The organism is Enterococcus sp. FR204 (assembly GCF_031143325.1).
Classification (GTDB): Bacteria; Bacillota; Bacilli; order Lactobacillales; family Enterococcaceae; genus Enterococcus_B; species Enterococcus_B faecium.
On the sequence record NZ_JAKZIW010000007.1, the window covers coordinates 43,750 to 61,115 of the forward strand.

The window sequence follows — 17,366 nt, forward strand, 5'->3', positions numbered from 1 at the left end:
AAAAAATTTCAGGAGTGGTAAAATGAATTATAGAGTAGCGGTTTTAGGACCAGGCTCTTGGGGTACTGCTTTGGCACAAGTCCTCGCCGAAAACGGACATGACGTTCGGATTTGGGGACATCGTGCTTCACAAGTAGAAGAAATCAACACCCAACACACGAATCAACGTTATTTACCAGATCATTATCTACCCGATTCCATCCAAGCATTCACCAATATGGAAGATGCAGTAAAAGACGCAGATGCGGTGCTATTCGTCATTCCAACGAAAGCAATACGTTCTGTTGCAAAAGAACTAGTGCCTAAATTGAATACAAAGCCAGTGATCATCCATGCAAGTAAAGGATTAGAACAGGGAACACATAAAAGGATCTCTGACATCTTGTTAGAGGAAATCCCAGCAGAAAAAAGAAAAGCTGTTGTTGTTCTTTCTGGACCAAGCCATGCAGAAGAAGTAGCGAAACATGACATCACTACGATCACAGCTGCAAGTACAGATGCAAAAGCAGCAAAATATGCACAAGAGCTGTTCATGAATAATTATTTTCGGATCTATACCAATCCTGATGTGATCGGTGTAGAGATGGGGGCAGCTTTGAAAAATATTATTGCTATTGGTGCTGGCGCTATTCACGGCTTAGGGTTTGGCGATAATGCAAAGGCGGCAATCATGACGCGCGGATTAGCTGAGATCAGCCGTTTAGGTGTAGCAATGGGTGCCAACCCGCTGACCTTTATCGGATTAAGCGGAGTAGGCGATCTAGTCGTTACTTGCACAAGTGTTTATTCTAGGAACTGGCGCGCAGGCAACTTGTTAGGACAAGGGCAGCCCCTAGAAGAGGTGCTAGCCAATATGGGAATGGTCGTTGAAGGTGTGAATACTACCCAAGCAGCGATAGAACTAGCCCAAATGATGGAAATCGAAATGCCCATCACTCAAACAATCTATGAAGTGCTGTATGAACAAAAAGAAATCAAAACAGCCGCAAAAGAAATCATGTTACGTGATGGGAAAAAAGAAAATGAATTCTCATTAACAATTTTTTGAAGGAGCGAATGTATATGAAAGTCAAAAAAGCAGTTATTCCAGCAGCAGGATTAGGAACAAGATTTTTACCAGCAACAAAAGCTATGGCAAAGGAAATGTTGCCAATTGTTGATAAACCAACAATCCAGTTCATCGTTGAAGAAGCGTTGAAATCAGGAATCGAAGACATCTTGATCGTTACAGGAAAAGCTAAACGACCAATCGAAGATCACTTTGATTCAAATATTGAATTAGAAACAAACCTAAGTGAAAAAGGAAAGACCGAATTATTGAAATTAGTAGAAGAAACGACAGATGTCAACTTGCATTTCATCCGTCAATCTCATCCAAAGGGTTTAGGACATGCCGTTCTTCAAGCAAGAGCCTTTATTGGAAATGAACCGTTTGTCGTTATGCTAGGCGATGATATCATGGAAGATGAAGTACCATTGACACAGCAATTAATCGATGATTACGAACGTACTCATGCTTCTACGATCGCCGTTATGCAAGTTCCTCATGATGAAACTTCAAAATACGGAATTATCAATCCAGGAGAAGTATTGGAAGATGGGTTATACAATGTCAAAAACTTTGTTGAAAAACCAGATCCAAGCAAAGCACCAAGTGATTTAGCTATTATTGGACGTTACTTATTGACTCCAGAAATTTTTGATGTATTGTCCGAGCAACAACCAGGAGCCGGAAATGAAATCCAACTAACTGACGCAATCGATACATTGAATAAAACACAACGCGTATTTGCCCGTAAATTCACAGGTAAACGTTACGATGTCGGTGACAAATTTGGTTTTATGAAAACAAGTATTGAATATGGTCTAACACATCCAGAAGTAGGTGCACCTTTACGTGAGTATATCCTGTCTTTAGGTAAAACATTAGAAGCAGAAGGAAGCAAGATCGATCATAATCCAAAAGGAATAACAGAAATCAAAGAAGAAAAGAAAAAATAACCCTTTTTTCTAACGAGCTTCAGCTGCTAATTGAATAAAAAGTAGTTGAAGCTCGTTTTTATTTGTTTAAAAAACACGAAAATGCTATCCTTATAGAAAAGAGAGACAAGAAGGGAGTTTGATCATGTCAGGAGGAGAAATTGCAGGATTGATCGCAGCAATCGCCTTTGCGATACTTGTCGTTTTTATCGTTCGTGTGTTGTTGCAAGTTTCTAAAACTTTAGAAAAAGTAGATCAGACTGTAGCAGAAGCAAATACGACGATCGAAATCGTCACAAAAGACGTAGATCTTTTGTCTAGACAAGTAGAAGGTTTGCTGGTCAAAAGTAATGAACTGCTCTTGGATATCAATGGAAAAGTCGCAACGATCGATCCATTGTTCACAGCAGTTGCTGATTTAAGTGAAAGTGTATCAGAACTTAATCATTCTAGTAAAAACATCGCGACGAAAGTCGGCGGAATCGGTAAAACGACAGCTAAAGCGACGGTTGCCGGAAAAGTCGGTGGGACAGCGATGAAATTTTTTAAAAACAAAAAACATACTGAAACGACAGGAGGAAAATAAAAATGGCTAAAAAAGGTGGATTTTTATTAGGTGCAGTAGTCGGAGGCACAGCCGCAGCAATCGCCGCGTTATTGTTAGCACCAAAATCTGGTAAAGAACTTCGGGATGAATTAGCTGCCCAAGCGGATGATTTGATGGATATGGCTTCAGATTACACAGATATGGCGAAAGAAAAATCGACTGAGTTAACAGGTATTGCAAAAGAAAAAGCGCAAGATCTTTCTCAACAAGCAGGTGATCTAGCAGGTAGTGTCAAACAAAAAGTAAGTGAATCAGCAGATGAAGCAGGAAGTGAATCTGACGATATCTTGTTAAATCTTAAAGAACAATCAGCTGACTTATCTAATCGTTTCAAAAAAACGGCAGAAGATATGAAAAAACCCGCAGATGAATTAGGAAGTATTGCTAAAGATACTTCAGAAGATATCATGATTGATGTAAAAGACGCTGCTGGTAAAGCAGGAGATACTGTCAATGAAGGAATGTCAGAAGCAAAACCAGTTGCAGATGACACAAAAGAAATGATGAAAATGGCAAAAGAAGATGCGAAAGAAGCTAAAAAAGAAATAAAAGATACAATGACAGATTCATCTACAAATCACTAAAATCACAAATTTATAGAATAAAAAGGTGGGAGCGGACTAGCTCTCACCTTTTTTACTCTTATTTTTCTAAAACGAGTAATTCTTTTGGTGTAGTCGTGAATGGCACACAGCCATCGCTTGTCACATATACACAGTCTTCGATACGTACCCCTACTTTTTCAGGAATATAGATTCCTGGTTCAAGAGAGAAGCACATCCCTTCTTCGATTACTAAGTCATTTCCTTCTACAAGGGAAGGGAATTCGTGGACGGTTGTTCCGATCCCGTGACCTAAACGGTGATTGAAATATTCGCCGTAGCCATAGCTGTTGATCACGTTTCGTGCGATTTGATCAAGTTCACCTGCTGTCACACCTGGACGGACGGCTTCTTGTGCGGCAAGCTGTGCTTCAAGAGTGATGTTGTAGATTTTTTCTTGGAAGTCGGTTGGTTTTTGATAAGCAATTGTACGAGTAGCATCACTGCAATAGCCATTCCAAACAACGCCAAGATCGAATAACACAAGTTCATTCGGTGAAATCTTCGTGTTTCCTGGTGTACCATGAGGGCTTGCAGCATTTGCTCCTGCAAGGACTAATGTGTCGAAAGACATTTGTGAAACACCTTGTTTTTTCAATTGGTATTCGATTTCTGCAATGATCGCTTGTTCAGTCACGCCTTCTTTCACTGCTTTAAAGCCAATCTCAAATGCAACATCGGCCCATTTACCAGCTTCGATCAGTTTGTCTTTTTCCTCTAGAGTTTTGATCAGTTGTAGACGTTGGATGATGGAAGTTAGATCAGTGTAAGAATCCGTTCCCGTCAAGATATCAGAGATAGCATCGAAGCACTCGACAGTCAAGGCGTTCTTTTCAATCCCTACATTGCCAGGCTGACCATAGCGAGCACGAAGTTCTTTTCCGATGATCTCCCAAGGGTTTTCGCTGTCTAAATAGCCACGGACATCATACGCCCAACTACTGTTTTGAGCATCTTCAACTTCCAAAGCAGGAGTGAAAAGGAAAGGATCTTGTTCAAGAGGGATAAAAAGAGCTAGTACACGCTCATGAGGATCACTTTCGTATCCGGAAAAGTAAGCGATGTGGCCAGGGTCGCTGATATAAGCCAATTCGACTTGGTGTTGTGCCATCCATTGACGTAGTTCATTGATTTTTACGTTATTCATTTGGCAACCTACTTTCTAAATTAATTTTGTATTCAATAATTGTACCACTGATTTATTAAAAGACCAACGTTCTAAAAACTGAAAAAAGTAAAAATTTTCATGAAAACAGAAATAAAACGGTTGCAATTCTTGAGATTATTTGATATTCTATTTTAGAAATGTAAGACGTATTTTCAGAAAACATATAAAATATGAATAGGAGAACACAAATGGAAAAGCAAACAATTACTATCTATGATGTAGCGAGAGAGGCAAATGTTTCGATGGCTACTGTTTCACGTGTCGTAAATGGCAATCCAAACGTCAAACCAGCAACAAGAAAAAAAGTCTTGGAAGTTATCGATCGCTTGGATTATCGTCCAAACGCAGTTGCGCGTGGCTTGGCAAGTAAGAAAACAACAACAGTTGGGGTAATCATCCCTGATGTCAGCAATATGTTCTTTGCTTCTTTAGCACGTGGTATCGATGATGTGGCAACAATGTACAAATACAATATTATCTTAGCAAATTCAGATGGCAACGACCAAAAAGAAGTCAATGTATTGAATAACTTACTGGCTAAGCAAGTGGACGGCGTGATCTTCATGGGTCACCATATCACAGACGAAATCCGTGGAGAATTTTCACGTTCAAAAACTCCTGTTGTATTAGCTGGCTCTATTGATCCAGATGAACAAGTAGGTAGCGTAAACATTGATTATGTATCAGCAACAAAAGATGCAGTAAACAAATTGGCAAAAAGCGGCAATAAAAAAATCGCTTTTGTCAGTGGTGCGTTGATCGATCCCATCAATGGACAAAATCGTCTGAAAGGCTATAAAGAAGCATTAAGCGAAAATAACCTACCATATAGCGAAGGATTGATCTTTGAAGCACAATACAACTTCAAAGATGGTCTATCTCTAGTCGATCGGATCCATAATAGCGGTGCAACAGCTGTCTATGTTTCAGATGATGAATTAGCCATCGGTATTTTGGATGGTTTATTAGATCGTGGCGTGAAAGTACCGGAAGAATTCGAAATCATCACAAGTAACAATTCACTACTGACAGAAGTAGCTCGTCCTCGTTTAACAAGTATCACACAACCATTATACGATTTAGGGGCGGTATCTATGCGCCTATTGACGAAAATGATGAATAAAGAAGAAGTCGAAGAAAAAACGATTATCTTGCCTTATGGAATCGAAGAAAAAGGATCTACAAAATAATAAAAGGACAACCATTCAGAGGTTGTGTGCCTGCCGTTTAACTCTGCGTCACAAGGAGCAATTTCAAAAAACAGCATCTCATGTTTGATGAATATATATTGTGACTTGTGATTCGGAGTTGGCAGGAGAACACCGTTTATTCGGGAAAAGGGGTTATGACAAAATTTTGTTATAATCCTTTTTTTTGTGTCTTAAAAAAGAGAGAAAGTGGTTGAAATTACATTTATCGTATAGAAAACAATCCGTGTATATATGCTGCATTTTGTTCACCACCATCAAAAAAATAAGGGAATGTGACAATACTATTGTCACATTCCCTTATTACTGTGTAATCTATTAAATCAATCATCTTTCTCATCTGATTCTTTGGTTGCTTGATTTGCTCTTGCATAAGCTGAAGCGGTGTTCCAGTAATCTGTATAGTTTTCATCGGTACCGCCAACGCCAAATTTAAAGGCGCTTTTCTTCGGTCCATTTTTTGCCCATAGCGATTCAACTGTTTTTCCTGGTGTTTGGATGGATTTTTTATTGACAGTAACTTTTCCAGGTGTTTGACCAGTAAATCCAGATACTTTTTTCTTCATCACATCAGATGATAATTCGAATTTCTCATCAGTGCCAAAAATGTCAGGTTTTGCTTGGTAAGCTTGATTGATCAGATTGGCAAGATAATTAGCCGAACGTATCCTTGCTTTGCTGTCCATTCCAGTATTGTCATCGTGCCCTGCCCAGCTACTGATGGTAATAGACGGAGTAGAGACAATTAGCCATGAATCTCGGTATTCATTGGTAGAACCAGTTTTTCCGACCCAATCTGCTTTTCCTAGATTTCCGTTTAAGCTTGAGATGGCATCTTTGAATGGTGTAGTGATTTTTGCATTGATCACACTACGCATCATGTCATTCATGATCGATGCTGTTGCTTCCGAATAGATCCGGACAGAGTTGCTTTCGTGTTTATAAATTACATTTCCTGCGTTATCTGTGATGGAATCGATGATATAGCCTTCTTCATAGACCCCGCCGTTTGCTAAAGCCTGAAATCCGTTGGTCTGTTGAAGCGTTGTGACATCTACTGTACCTAAAGGAGCAGATTCAACGCCCCAATTGTCATTTGCCGGGTAGTTCATCTTTGCCAAGTAGTGCTCGTAAGCATATTGTTTCGATCCACCGGAATTCAACACATCTTGATATAAGTGATAAGCCGGGATATTGTTGGACCATTCTAGTGACTCACGGACGGTTTGAAAGGTGTTCGATCCTTCGTTAGTAGCATTGACGATTTTCTCGCCAGCATTTTCTCCTTCTTGCCAAGTTGTTGCATAATCTGATACACGGGATTCTGATCCGATAAGCCCCATGTCGATTGCAGGTCCGTAAACAAGAACTGGTTTGATTGATGAGCCAGCTTGACGTTCTGTATCGAAGGCATGGTTATTTTGATTCTGACTGTAATTCCGTCCGCCAACGAATCCGTAGATGCGGCCAGTTCTGTTATCCATCAATACATTTCCGGTTTCTACTTGACTGCCAGCACCATCATCTAACATGTATCCATAATTTTCTACGCCATTTTGCAGTGCAGCATAGACATCTTTATCGATTGTCGAATGGATTGTATATCCTTTATTTTGGATCGTTTGCTGTGCCTTTTGATAATAAGCGTCACTGATCGATGAATCAGACATATCAGCGTTGTCTTTTTCAGCCAATTGTTGTGCAATGATTCTTGTTGCTTCATTCATCACAGTATAATACAAGAATTCTTTGTCAGTCTGTTCTGCGATTTGTTGTGGTAGAAAGTCTTTTGTAAGGTCATAGGATTTTGCTTCTTCGTATTGTTCTTTCGTAATTTGGCCTTCACGATACATACTGAATAAAACAAAATCTTTTCTGGCAAGGCCGGCAGAAAGATCTTCTTTTAGCGCGCCTGTGTTCGTGTATGGACTATACGTGATCGGGCTTTGGGGTAATCCAGCGATATAAGCAGCTTGCGGCAGAGTAACATCTTTTGCATCTACACCAAAGATTCCTCTTGCAGCTTCCTGGACTCCAGCAATGTTTTGTCCCTTATTATTACGACCAAATGGTGAGACATTCAAATACGTAGCAATGATCTCATCTTTTGAAAAGTATTTTTCTACTTGTGCAGAAAGAATGATCTCGTTTGCTTTACGTTTGAATGTTGTTTCATCTGTAAGGATCTGCTGTTTGACTAATTGCTGTGTCAAAGTTGATCCACCAGAAGAGCCAATACCAGTAGCTTCAGATACTAATGCTCGTAAAACAGCCTTAGGAACGTAACCTTGGTGTTTATCGAAGTATTCATCCTCTGTGCTGATAATTGCAGTTTTCAATAAAGGTGAAATTTTATCAGATGAAATAGTCGTGCGCATCAGATCTGTCTGGATTTTTGATATCTCTGTATTATCTGCATAAACAATCTTTGACGTTTCTGTAATGTTTCCTAGTTCTGTCTGCAGTGCTTTTTTAGTCGGCAATTGTGTGTCTTCGACGAGATAGGCAAAATAGCCAGCGCCTATTCCAATACCTAGAGCTGCGAACATCAAAAGAAGAACAGTAATAAAAACAGTCAATGATTGAAAAACTCTAAAAATAATCTTAGGAACAAACCATTTTTCTTTTTTTCTTCTATTCTGTTTTTTTCGAGTATTTTTGCGTGGCAAAAGGGTCACCTCAACTAATGGTTTTATTTCGCTAATTATAGCAAATAATAGAACAAAAAAACAGACAAGGCTGTTTTTGGCAGGAATTTCTTTTTTAAAGGAGTTAAAACGTGAGAAAATGATCTTTTTTATAAAAGAGTTCTTAAGCTTTTCTTTAGAGAAAATTTCAGTTACTATGGAGAACAGGGCAAAGAAAAATCAATCATTTTCTTTGTATATCATCTTACCAATATATAGGAATTGTTAGTAACAATTGCCTTTCAAGGAGGAATCCATCCATGTTATTAGGCTCACACGTCAGCATGAGCGGAAAGAAAATGCTGTTAGGAGCAGCAGAAGAAGCAGCCAGTTATGGATCTTCGACTTTTATGATCTATACAGGAGCCCCTCAAAACACTAGAAGAAAAGCCATCGAAGAGATGAATATTGATGCCGGAAAAGCGTACATGGCAGAAAACGGTCTAATAAATATCGTCGTTCATGCCCCTTATATCATTAATTTGGGGAATACGATCAAACCAGAAATGTTTCCTTTTGCCGTCCAATTTCTGAGAGAAGAGATTGTTCGTGCGGAAGCTTTAGGCGCTACTCAAATTACACTTCACCCAGGTGCTCATGTAGGGGCAGGAACAGAAGCCGGAATTGCTAGAATTATTGAAGGCTTGAATGAAGTTTTGACAAAAGAACAGACGGCACAAATCGCTTTGGAGACAATGGCAGGTAAAGGTACGGAAATCGGTCGAACATTTGAGGAATTAGCGCAAATCATCGATGGAGTAAAATTGAATGAAAAATTATCCGTTACTTTTGACACCTGTCATACGAATGATGCCGGTTATAATATTAAAGAAGACTTTTCAGGTGTAATGGAAGAGTTTGATAAGATCATCGGGTTAGATCGGCTTAAAGTACTCCATATCAATGATTCTAAAAATCCGCAAGGTTCGCATAAAGACCGGCACGCCAATATTGGTTTTGGAACAATCGGATTCGACACGCTGAATAAGATCGTCCATGATCCAATGTTTGACAATATTTCGAAAATCTTGGAAACTCCCTATGTCGGCAAAGATAAAAAGAAAGCTTACGCACCATATGGAAAAGAAATCGCCATGTTCAAAGCGCAAACATTTGATCCAGAAGTGTTTCCTGAGTTATTAGCAGAAGAAGTGATACTCTAAGATTTTCTATCTGACAGCAGCAAAAAAGGACCAGGCACATTGCCTTGTCCTTTTTTGTTTAAGAAACAAAGGAGTACTTTTTGCAGTCTTTTTCATCATGCATCTTCTCCCCCCTCTTTTTAAATTTAGACAAACAGGGTATACTGGTAGAAAAGTAAAAAAACGAAAAGTTTCACAAGCAAGTGGCAAAACGTGATTGGAAGGACGAAAAGATGCTGAACACTTTAAAACCCTTGATCAACCAACTAAAAAAGAAACATACATACTTTATTCTTGGCATAGCCCTATTATTTACAATTATTCGTTTGTATTTATATAGTAAAGCAATCTATGGAACAGACATGTCGGCAACCTATGATGATCAGCTGCTGATTCGCTATGCTCAAAATATTTTGGACGGTAAATGGCTAGGGGAGTATACGACTACAACACTTTCCAAAGGAATCTCCTACAGCTTATTTTTAGTACTTGCACATAAACTGCATTTTTCTTATGCAGTTTTGTTCGGCATGTTCAGTATTTTTGCCAGTATATTGGTTGCACTCGCGTTTAAACCGATCGTGAAGAACAAGTATCTTCTTTTAAGTATCTATTTTTATTTTTTGTTTTCTCCGATTAGTTTTACACATGAATATTCCACTCGAACGTATCGTAATGCCCTCGTGATTCCGGCTGTTGAGATCATTATCGCTTGTTTATTAGCTATTTATTACCGCAAATACGGTTCTAGCAGAAAATTGCTGCCATGGTTTTTAGGGCTTTCTGTCGCTTTTCCTTTTTTTTGGTTCATTCGCGAAGATTCTATCTGGCTTCTTCCTTTTACTGTAGTAGCTTTGGGTATCAGTTTCGTCCAGATCTTGCTAGGGCAAGACTTTTCTTTCAAAGAAGTAAAGAAGTTAAAAAAACGACTCTTTCTTCTCTCGAAACGGGAATGGCTGAAACTTTCATTGTTTTTACTTCCTATAGTTGGCTTTTCCATCGTCTATCAGTGGATCGAATATAAAAATGAGACAACATACGGTATTGCAACCATCAATGACCGTTCGAGTGGAGAATTTGGACGTTTGATGAAACAACTGATCCGAATAGATGATGAAACGAACTTGAATAAAGAAAACAGTGAGATATGGGTCTCACATGCTGCACTAAATAAAGCATTAGCCGCATCTCCTACATTCCATACTGTTTCTACCCGTATTGACGAATTATATACGACTCACGCGTGGACTCAAGGTGGAAAAGTAAAAGAATTACCCGGAGATATCATCTTTTGGGCATTGCGAGATGTGGTAAGCGAATCTGGTTATTACCAAAACAATGCAAAAGAAACCAATGATTTTTGGAAAAAAGTCAACCAAGAATTAGAAGAAGCCTATCACAAGGGAACCATCAAAAAGAAAAAAGAGTTCTATCTGATGGGATCAGGAGATGGAAAGACGATGAGTGATCTGCCAATCGTATTCGATTTCCTTCAATCAGGATACGCTTATGCATGGCGATATAAAGATTTCCATCAAGGAGGAAATTATAGTTTCGGAACGCAAGAACAAGTCAAACAGGCTCAAGAATTATTAAACCTTCCGCTAATGGAGAATTGGATCGATAGTAATGAACCGAGAACACCTAATTTCCAATTAACAAAATCAGCAAAAGTCGCGAATGTCATGATAAAAATTTACCAAGTTTTGTCCATACCATTACTGATTGCTTCAATAGCAGGAATACTACTCATGATACTAGGAACCGTATTTGCAAAAGTTGATCGTACGTATTATAGTTCTTCTTTGATTGTGGTCACTGGATTAGTACTGACACAATTGGTTTTTCTTTTCGGTGTCTCATGGTTTTGTTCTTATGCGCCAGAAAAAAAGGACTATTTTTTAAGTGTCTACACTGGTGCAGGTGTGCCATTAACGCAATTCATCGTAGTAACAAGCATGCTAGTTTTCAGTAAATTAAATCTGAAAAAAGCTTTATCTTCTAAACAAAAAGACCCTTGATAGTTAGATTTTTAACCTAACTATCAAGGGTCTTTGTGTGGAAAAATCAGTTTCTATTCGATTTCTTCTACCGTTTCCTGCAAACGCTGTTCATATTTTTTGTTTCCTTTATATAAATCACCAATCGTCCATGCCAACAGGAGAAGGACAAGAACAATGATTACATAAGCGATGTGATCAGCCAATGCTAGTTGAGCGGAAGTGGCTTGCTCGCCGAAGAAACTTTCGATCTGTCCTGGTAATCCTCGTAAGTTCAAGTAAGTTAGACTAATCACAGAGAACCAGCCAAGAAGTTTTACGATGAATGAATTTTTAAATCGGCTACCCATCTCCGCTTGGCTGTTGGTCATCATCAGTAAAGGGATCATCGAAAACGGCAACGCAAAAGCTAAGAACACCTGGGATTCATTCATTAAGTTATTCAAAGCGGTATGTTCTTCGATCGTTCCTTTTGTACTTGTAAACAAAACACAAATCAATACAGGAATCACAGAAAGCAATCGTGTGACCAGTCTTCTTAGCCAGATCGGGATACGCATATGGATGAATCCTTCCATGATGACTTGACCGGTCAACGTACCAGTAATAGTAGAGTTCTGGCCAGAAGCAAGAAGTGCTACAGCAAATAAAGTGGACAAGATACCAGATTTTGCTACAGCAATCAAAATACCATTGCTCATAGCTGATGGATCAGATAAAGCTTCATACAGACCAAAAAAGGAAGGATCTTGGACAGAACCGGTTTTGAAGACAGCGACACCCATGATCAATAGCAGCGCATTGACTAGAAAAGCCATCGACAATTGGATATTAGAGTCCCAAGTAGAAAAACGTACAGCTTGTGCTACATCTTCTTCGTCTTGGTGATCGATCTTCCGAGTTTGTGAAACTGCTGAATGTAGATATAAGTTATGTGGCATGACTGTTGCGCCAATAATCCCTAATGCTCCAGTTAGCGGAGTTTCGCCACCAATGACAGGTGAGTCGGAGAATGTATGGCTGTTAGGGATAAAGCCAGCAAATAAACTGTGCCAATCTGGGTTAGACAAGCCAACTTGATAGACAAAAACGAATAAAATGACGAAAATCAAGCAGACAACCAGTGCTTCGATCTTACGAAACCCGACTTTTGTCAGTAGTAAGAGAACGAAAACATCTAATACAGTAATAAAGACGGCAATCACCAATGGAATATCAAAAAGTAAGTAGAGGGCGATTGCTGCACCAATTACTTCTGCAATATCTGTTGCCATAATGGCTAATTCAGTCAATATCCATAAAATGACACCTAATGTCTTACTTGTGCGTGCTCGGATTGCCTGTGCCAAATCCATTTGGCTCACGATTCCTAATTTTGCTGCCATATACTGTAAAAGCATAGCAATAAGACTAGACATCAAAATAACTGACATCAATAAATATTGGAAATTTTGTCCTCCGGTGATCGAAGTAGACCAGTTACCCGGGTCCATATACCCAACTGCTACTAACGCACCAGGTCCAGAGTAAGCAAGAAGTGTTTTAAAAAAACTTTTCCCCTTTGGTACATCAACTGTTCCATTTACTTCAGCTAAAGATAAACCATTTGTATGTTCAATAAGTCGATGCTTATGAAATTGTTTATTGGATTGATTATTCAAGAAAAAACCACCTTTCCTATTTATCTACGATTACATTCTACACCTCAAAAAGAAAAAATTAAAGAAAAAGATTCGGTATGCCTAATTTATTTTCGTGGCGTGTCTTGCTAGATGACGAAAGAAATTTTGTTCTCCTCTAAAAAAACCGCTATTTTTTGCATGAAACTAAAGAATACGCCTTTCTTTTTTCAATAAACTTTAGTAAAATAAGTCATTGAGAGCAATTCGGAAATAGAAAGGAGAGATTTATATGTTATCAACAGGTATTGTCGTACTTATTGCTATTATTGCTTTGCTAATCGGCGCAGTAGGTGGCTTTTTCCTAGCGCGTAAATATATGAAAGACTATTTAGAAAAAAATCCTCCCGTTAATGAGGACATGTTGCGATCAATGATGATGTCAATGGGGCAAAAACCATCTGAGAAGAAAATTCGCCAGATGATGCAGCAAATGAAGAACCAAGGGAAAAAATAGGTTCTGACCCAACGACTTTTTACGGGCTGATTTTTTCAGCCCGTTTTTTATTTCGTAATTTGTTAGACTATTCAGATTATTCAGCAAAAAAGACAAGCACAGACAATCCTAGGCTCTTGATAAAGACAAAGGAGGAGTAAAATGTCGATTTTTAGAAAATTAGGCTGGTTTTTTCGTCAGGAAAAGAAACATTATTTAATTGGAGTTTTCTCGCTATTCGCAGTGGCCTTGGTTCAGTTAGTTCCTCCAAAAGTGATTGGGATCATCATTGATGAGATTGCCGATAAAAATTTATCAATAAAGATCATTTTCGGGTGGATCTTCCTATTGATTATCGCTGCTTTTTTACAATATCTTTTTCGTTATATCTGGCGGACGAATATTTGGGGAAGTGCAGCTCGGTTGGAGAAAGAACTTCGGCAGCAGTTATTCAAACATTTTACAGAAATGGACAATCTCTTTTACCAAAAATATCGGACTGGGGATTTGATGGCTCATGCAACGAATGATTTGAATGCGATCCAGAATGTAGCAGGAGCTGGTATCTTGACCTTTGCAGATTCAGTGATTACGGGTGGAACAACGATCATTGCGATGATTTTGTTTATTGATTGGCGCTTAACACTGATTGCGCTGATTCCTCTGCCTTTGCTGGCCGTCACTTCACGAGTGCTGGGGTCGAAACTCCATGATGCTTTTCGTGATTCGCAAGAAGCTTTTTCTAGTATCAATGATAAGACACAAGAAAGTATCACTGGGATCAAAGTCATTAAAACATTTGGACAAGAAAAAGAAGATCTAGCGGATTTTGAAGAAAAGATTGAAGATGCAATTATTAAAAACAAACGAGTCAATTTTTTAGACTCCTTATTTGATCCATTCATTACCTTGATTATCGGTCTGTCTTATGTTGCAACAATTATTTTAGGTGGAAAGTATGTCTTGGAAGGCACGATCTCGATCGGGCAGATGGTCTCATTTATTAGTTATATCGGTATGCTTGTTTGGCCGATGTTTGCGATTGGTCGATTGTTCAACGTATTGGAAAGAGGAAATGCTTCTTATGATCGCGTCAATGAACTTTTGCATGAAAAAACGCATATCGTGGAACAATTGGGTGCAGTGCAGACCCCGGCAAAAGGCGAGCTGAATGTAGCTATTTCCTCTTTTAATTATCCGAAAGAAGAATCACCAGCATTAGAACAAATCAAGTTTGCAATCCAAGAAGGAGAAACATTAGGTATTGTTGGGAAAACTGGTGCGGGAAAAACGACGATCATCAAATTACTGATGCGTGAATACGATGATTATCAAGGGAAAATCCAATTTGGCGGACGTTCGATCAAAGAATATTCATTGAATGCTTTATTAGGATCAATCGGCTATGTGCCTCAGGATCACTTCTTGTTTTCGATGACCATTCGAGATAATATCCGTTTTTCTAATCCAAAACTTTCAGAAGAAGAAGTAGAGCATGCGGCTTCTTTAGCATTTATCAACAATGAAATCAAGGAATTACCAAAAGGTTATGATACCTTAGTTGGAGAACGTGGAGTCTCTTTATCTGGCGGACAGAAACAAAGGATTTCGATTGCTCGAGCATTGATCAAAAATCCTGAATTGCTGATCTTAGATGATGCACTTTCTGCAGTAGATGCCAAAACAGAAGAAGCTATCTTGCATAATTTAAAAGAAATAAGAAAAGAGAAAACAACCATCATTGCAGCTCACCGTTTAAGCAGCGTGATGCATGCAAAAGAAATCATTGTTGTCGATCAAGGGAAAATCATTGAACGAGGAACTCATCATGAGCTGCTTGCATTAGGCGGCTGGTATGAACGAATGTGGGAGAAACAGCAATTAGAAGCGAAGATAGAAGGAGGCGAGGCCTGATGGATGAAAATTATCAATCGGAATGGACAAAATCGATTCCACTTAAAGAACAGAAGAAGATCATCAAACGACTGATGAAGTTCGCCAAACCTTTTAGAAGAACGTTCATCGTTGCTATCTTATTTGCGTTTGCCCTGTCTGTGATCAATGTCCTATTGCCAAGGATCATCCAAACTTTTATGGATGATCATCTGGCTAAACAGTCGGCTACGACACAAGTTATTTTGTTTTTTGCTGGTATGTACTTGTTTGGAGTCATAGTCAAAAGTATCATTTGGTTTTTCCAATGGTATTTGTATTCCATGGCTTCATTGAAGACCTATCAGTATGTTCGGGTAAGATTATTTGAAAAGCTGCATACACTAGGTATGCGTTATTTTGATCAGACACCGGCAGGATCGACTGTTTCTCGAGTGACAAATGACACAGAAACGCTATTTGAATTTTGGTATGTCTTTTTGATGGTATTGACTGGGATCTTTGCAGTCGTTTCTTCCTTCATTGCCATGTTTCAAATCAATGGAGAAATTGCCTTGTGGACTTTGGTGTTCTTGCCGATTTTAGGAATCGTCATCTGGTATTACCAGAAATTCAGTTCTCGTATTTACCGGAATATGCGGGAAAAATTAAGTCAGCTGAACACGAAATTGAATGAATCGATTTCCGGCATGCGTATTATCCAGCAGTTTCGCCAAGAAGCTCGTTTAGCTAAAGAATTTGAACAAGTGAACAACGAGTATTTAGACACGCGCTATGCGATGATCAAAACAAATTCGATTCTGTTAAGTCCGATCATCAATTTTCTATATGCATTGGCGATTGCGTTGGCGTTGACTTTGTTTGGGATCGATGCGCTGCATTCTCCCGTAGAAGTTGGACTGATCTATGCATTTGCGACCTATGTCCAGGGATTTTTTAATCCAATGTCTCAAATGATGGACTTTTTGAGCACCTTTACAGATGGAATGGTTGCCGGTAGTCGTATTTTGAAAATCATGGATACAGAAGAATATGCACCGCAACAAAATCCTGGAGCAGATCAAGCGATTACTTCAGGTAAGATCGAGTTTCGCAATGTAAGCTTTTCTTATGATGGAGAGCACAATGTATTGAACAATATCTCTTTTGTCGCTAATCCGGGAGAGACCGTTGCATTAGTGGGGCACACCGGAAGCGGAAAAAGCTCGATCATCAACGTATTGATGCGGTTTTACGAATTTTATGAAGGCCAGATCTTGATTGATGATCATGACATTCGAGAATATCCAATGGAAGAGTTACGTAAGAAAATGGGATTGGTCTTGCAAGATGCCTTCTTGTTTTATGGAGATATCGCAGGAAATATCCGGATGATGAATCCAACTATCACAGACGAACAGATTCGCCATGCAGCTGAGTTTGTTCAAGCAAACAAGTTCATCGATGAATTACCAAAAGGATATCACTCAAAAGTGATCGAACACGGTGCCAGCTATTCTAGCGGACAACGACAGCTGATCACTTTTGCGCGAACAATCGTGACAGATCCTAAAATACTAGTATTGGATGAAGCGACAGCAAATATCGATACTGAAACAGAAGGATTGATCCAAGAAGGATTGACAAAAATGCGACAAGGACGGACAACGATTGCGATTGCCCATCGGCTGTCCACGATTCGGGATGCAGAATTGATTTTAGTTTTAGACAAAGGTCATATAGTAGAACGCGGGAATCATGAAACACTTCTAGCGCAAAATGGTTTGTATGCAGATATGTACAAACTGCAAAGCAGTGGTGTGTAAAAAGTGGTTGTGACAGGGCTCCGTTCAGCTTTAGGTGATAAGAAAAAAATTGTAAAAAAGGCTTTCCAGATTTTTGCATAAATTTGGCTTATCACCGATAAGCTGGTACTGGAACACCGTATATTAGAAGTTGGGACAGTAGCATAGTAGCATTTTGAC

General features: G+C 39.0%; 13 protein-coding genes. 10 read left to right on the top strand and 3 right to left on the bottom strand.

Translation table 11 applies throughout. The annotated features are described in order from the left end of the window. Positions 1–22: 22 nt before the first annotated feature. From RG571_RS03340 to RG571_RS03355, 4 genes are all read left to right on the top strand, one after another. Entirely contained in the window at positions 23–1,048 is a 1,026-nt protein-coding gene (locus RG571_RS03340) for an NAD(P)H-dependent glycerol-3-phosphate dehydrogenase (protein ID WP_131774548.1), read from the top strand. Between the two features lie 14 nt (positions 1,049–1,062). Beyond that, entirely contained in the window at positions 1,063–2,001 is a 939-nt protein-coding gene (galU, locus tag RG571_RS03345) for a UTP--glucose-1-phosphate uridylyltransferase GalU (protein WP_002289574.1), read from the top strand. A 124-nt stretch (positions 2,002–2,125) separates the two neighbouring features. Next, positions 2,126–2,566 (top strand): DUF948 domain-containing protein, encoded by a 441-nt coding sequence (locus RG571_RS03350; RefSeq protein WP_002289575.1) that lies wholly within the window; start codon positions 2,126–2,128, stop codon positions 2,564–2,566. A 2-nt stretch (positions 2,567–2,568) separates the two neighbouring features. Continuing rightward, a complete protein-coding gene (locus RG571_RS03355; RefSeq protein ID WP_002294968.1) occupies positions 2,569–3,171 on the top strand; it encodes a YtxH domain-containing protein in 603 nt (200 codons plus the stop codon). Positions 3,172–3,229: 58 nt separating this feature from the next. Here RG571_RS03355 and RG571_RS03360 read toward each other — a convergent pair whose 3' ends face one another. Continuing rightward, on the bottom strand, positions 3,230–4,336 hold the full coding sequence (locus RG571_RS03360; protein WP_258430288.1) for an aminopeptidase P family protein: 1,107 nt from the start codon (positions 4,334–4,336) through the stop codon (positions 3,230–3,232). Between the two features lie 209 nt (positions 4,337–4,545). On the opposite strand from RG571_RS03360, the gene ccpA reads away from it, so the two are divergent. Next, a complete protein-coding gene (gene ccpA / locus RG571_RS03365) occupies positions 4,546–5,547 on the top strand; it encodes a catabolite control protein A (protein WP_002291653.1) in 1,002 nt (333 codons plus the stop codon). Between the two features lie 341 nt (positions 5,548–5,888). Here ccpA and RG571_RS03370 read toward each other — a convergent pair whose 3' ends face one another. Continuing rightward, entirely contained in the window at positions 5,889–8,234 is a 2,346-nt protein-coding gene (locus RG571_RS03370; RefSeq protein WP_258430287.1) for a penicillin-binding protein, read from the bottom strand. A gap of 278 nt (positions 8,235–8,512) precedes the next feature. Between RG571_RS03370 and RG571_RS03375 the strand changes: the two genes are divergently transcribed. Together RG571_RS03375 and RG571_RS03380 are read left to right on the top strand one after the other, a co-directional pair. After that, the gene (locus tag RG571_RS03375) at positions 8,513–9,415 is read left to right on the top strand and encodes a deoxyribonuclease IV (protein WP_002338978.1); all 903 of its coding nucleotides are present in this window, start codon (positions 8,513–8,515) and stop codon (positions 9,413–9,415) included. Positions 9,416–9,627: 212 nt separating this feature from the next. Beyond that, positions 9,628–11,415, top strand: coding sequence for a glucosyltransferase (locus tag RG571_RS03380; RefSeq protein WP_258430539.1), 1,788 nt, complete (start codon positions 9,628–9,630; stop codon positions 11,413–11,415). 53 nt (positions 11,416–11,468) lie between these two features. Here the strand turns inward: RG571_RS03380 and RG571_RS03385 are convergent, their stop codons facing one another. Then, a complete protein-coding gene (locus RG571_RS03385) occupies positions 11,469–13,055 on the bottom strand; it encodes an Nramp family divalent metal transporter (protein WP_002317870.1) in 1,587 nt (528 codons plus the stop codon). 250 nt (positions 13,056–13,305) lie between these two features. On the opposite strand from RG571_RS03385, the gene RG571_RS03390 reads away from it, so the two are divergent. The 3 genes from RG571_RS03390 to RG571_RS03400 all read left to right on the top strand — a co-directional run bounded on the left by RG571_RS03390 (position 13,306) and on the right by RG571_RS03400 (position 17,207). After that, the gene (locus RG571_RS03390; RefSeq protein WP_002294955.1) at positions 13,306–13,530 is read left to right on the top strand and encodes a YneF family protein; all 225 of its coding nucleotides are present in this window, start codon (positions 13,306–13,308) and stop codon (positions 13,528–13,530) included. 141 nt (positions 13,531–13,671) lie between these two features. Next, positions 13,672–15,423 (top strand): ABC transporter ATP-binding protein, encoded by a 1,752-nt coding sequence (locus tag RG571_RS03395; protein WP_010726057.1) that lies wholly within the window; start codon positions 13,672–13,674, stop codon positions 15,421–15,423. Further along, complete coding sequence (locus RG571_RS03400) at positions 15,423–17,207, top strand: ABC transporter ATP-binding protein (protein WP_142431373.1); 1,785 nt, start codon at positions 15,423–15,425, stop codon at positions 17,205–17,207. Before RG571_RS03395 ends, RG571_RS03400 begins: the two co-directional genes overlap by 1 nt. Positions 17,208–17,366: the final 159 nt, after the last annotated feature.

Coding starts and splice junctions, on each gene's coding strand:
- RG571_RS03400 (WP_142431373.1), top strand. CDS start 15,423: ATGGATGAAAATTATCAATCGGAATGGACAAAATCGATTCCACTTAAA.
- RG571_RS03380 (WP_258430539.1), top strand. CDS start 9,628: ATGCTGAACACTTTAAAACCCTTGATCAACCAACTAAAAAAGAAACAT.
- RG571_RS03360 (WP_258430288.1), bottom strand. CDS start 4,336: ATGAATAACGTAAAAATCAATGAACTACGTCAATGGATGGCACAACAC.
- RG571_RS03395 (WP_010726057.1), top strand. CDS start 13,672: ATGTCGATTTTTAGAAAATTAGGCTGGTTTTTTCGTCAGGAAAAGAAA.
- RG571_RS03350 (WP_002289575.1), top strand. CDS start 2,126: ATGTCAGGAGGAGAAATTGCAGGATTGATCGCAGCAATCGCCTTTGCG.
- RG571_RS03355 (WP_002294968.1), top strand. CDS start 2,569: ATGGCTAAAAAAGGTGGATTTTTATTAGGTGCAGTAGTCGGAGGCACA.
- RG571_RS03340 (WP_131774548.1), top strand. CDS start 23: ATGAATTATAGAGTAGCGGTTTTAGGACCAGGCTCTTGGGGTACTGCT.
- ccpA (WP_002291653.1), top strand. CDS start 4,546: ATGGAAAAGCAAACAATTACTATCTATGATGTAGCGAGAGAGGCAAAT.
- galU (WP_002289574.1), top strand. CDS start 1,063: ATGAAAGTCAAAAAAGCAGTTATTCCAGCAGCAGGATTAGGAACAAGA.
- RG571_RS03390 (WP_002294955.1), top strand. CDS start 13,306: ATGTTATCAACAGGTATTGTCGTACTTATTGCTATTATTGCTTTGCTA.
- RG571_RS03375 (WP_002338978.1), top strand. CDS start 8,513: ATGTTATTAGGCTCACACGTCAGCATGAGCGGAAAGAAAATGCTGTTA.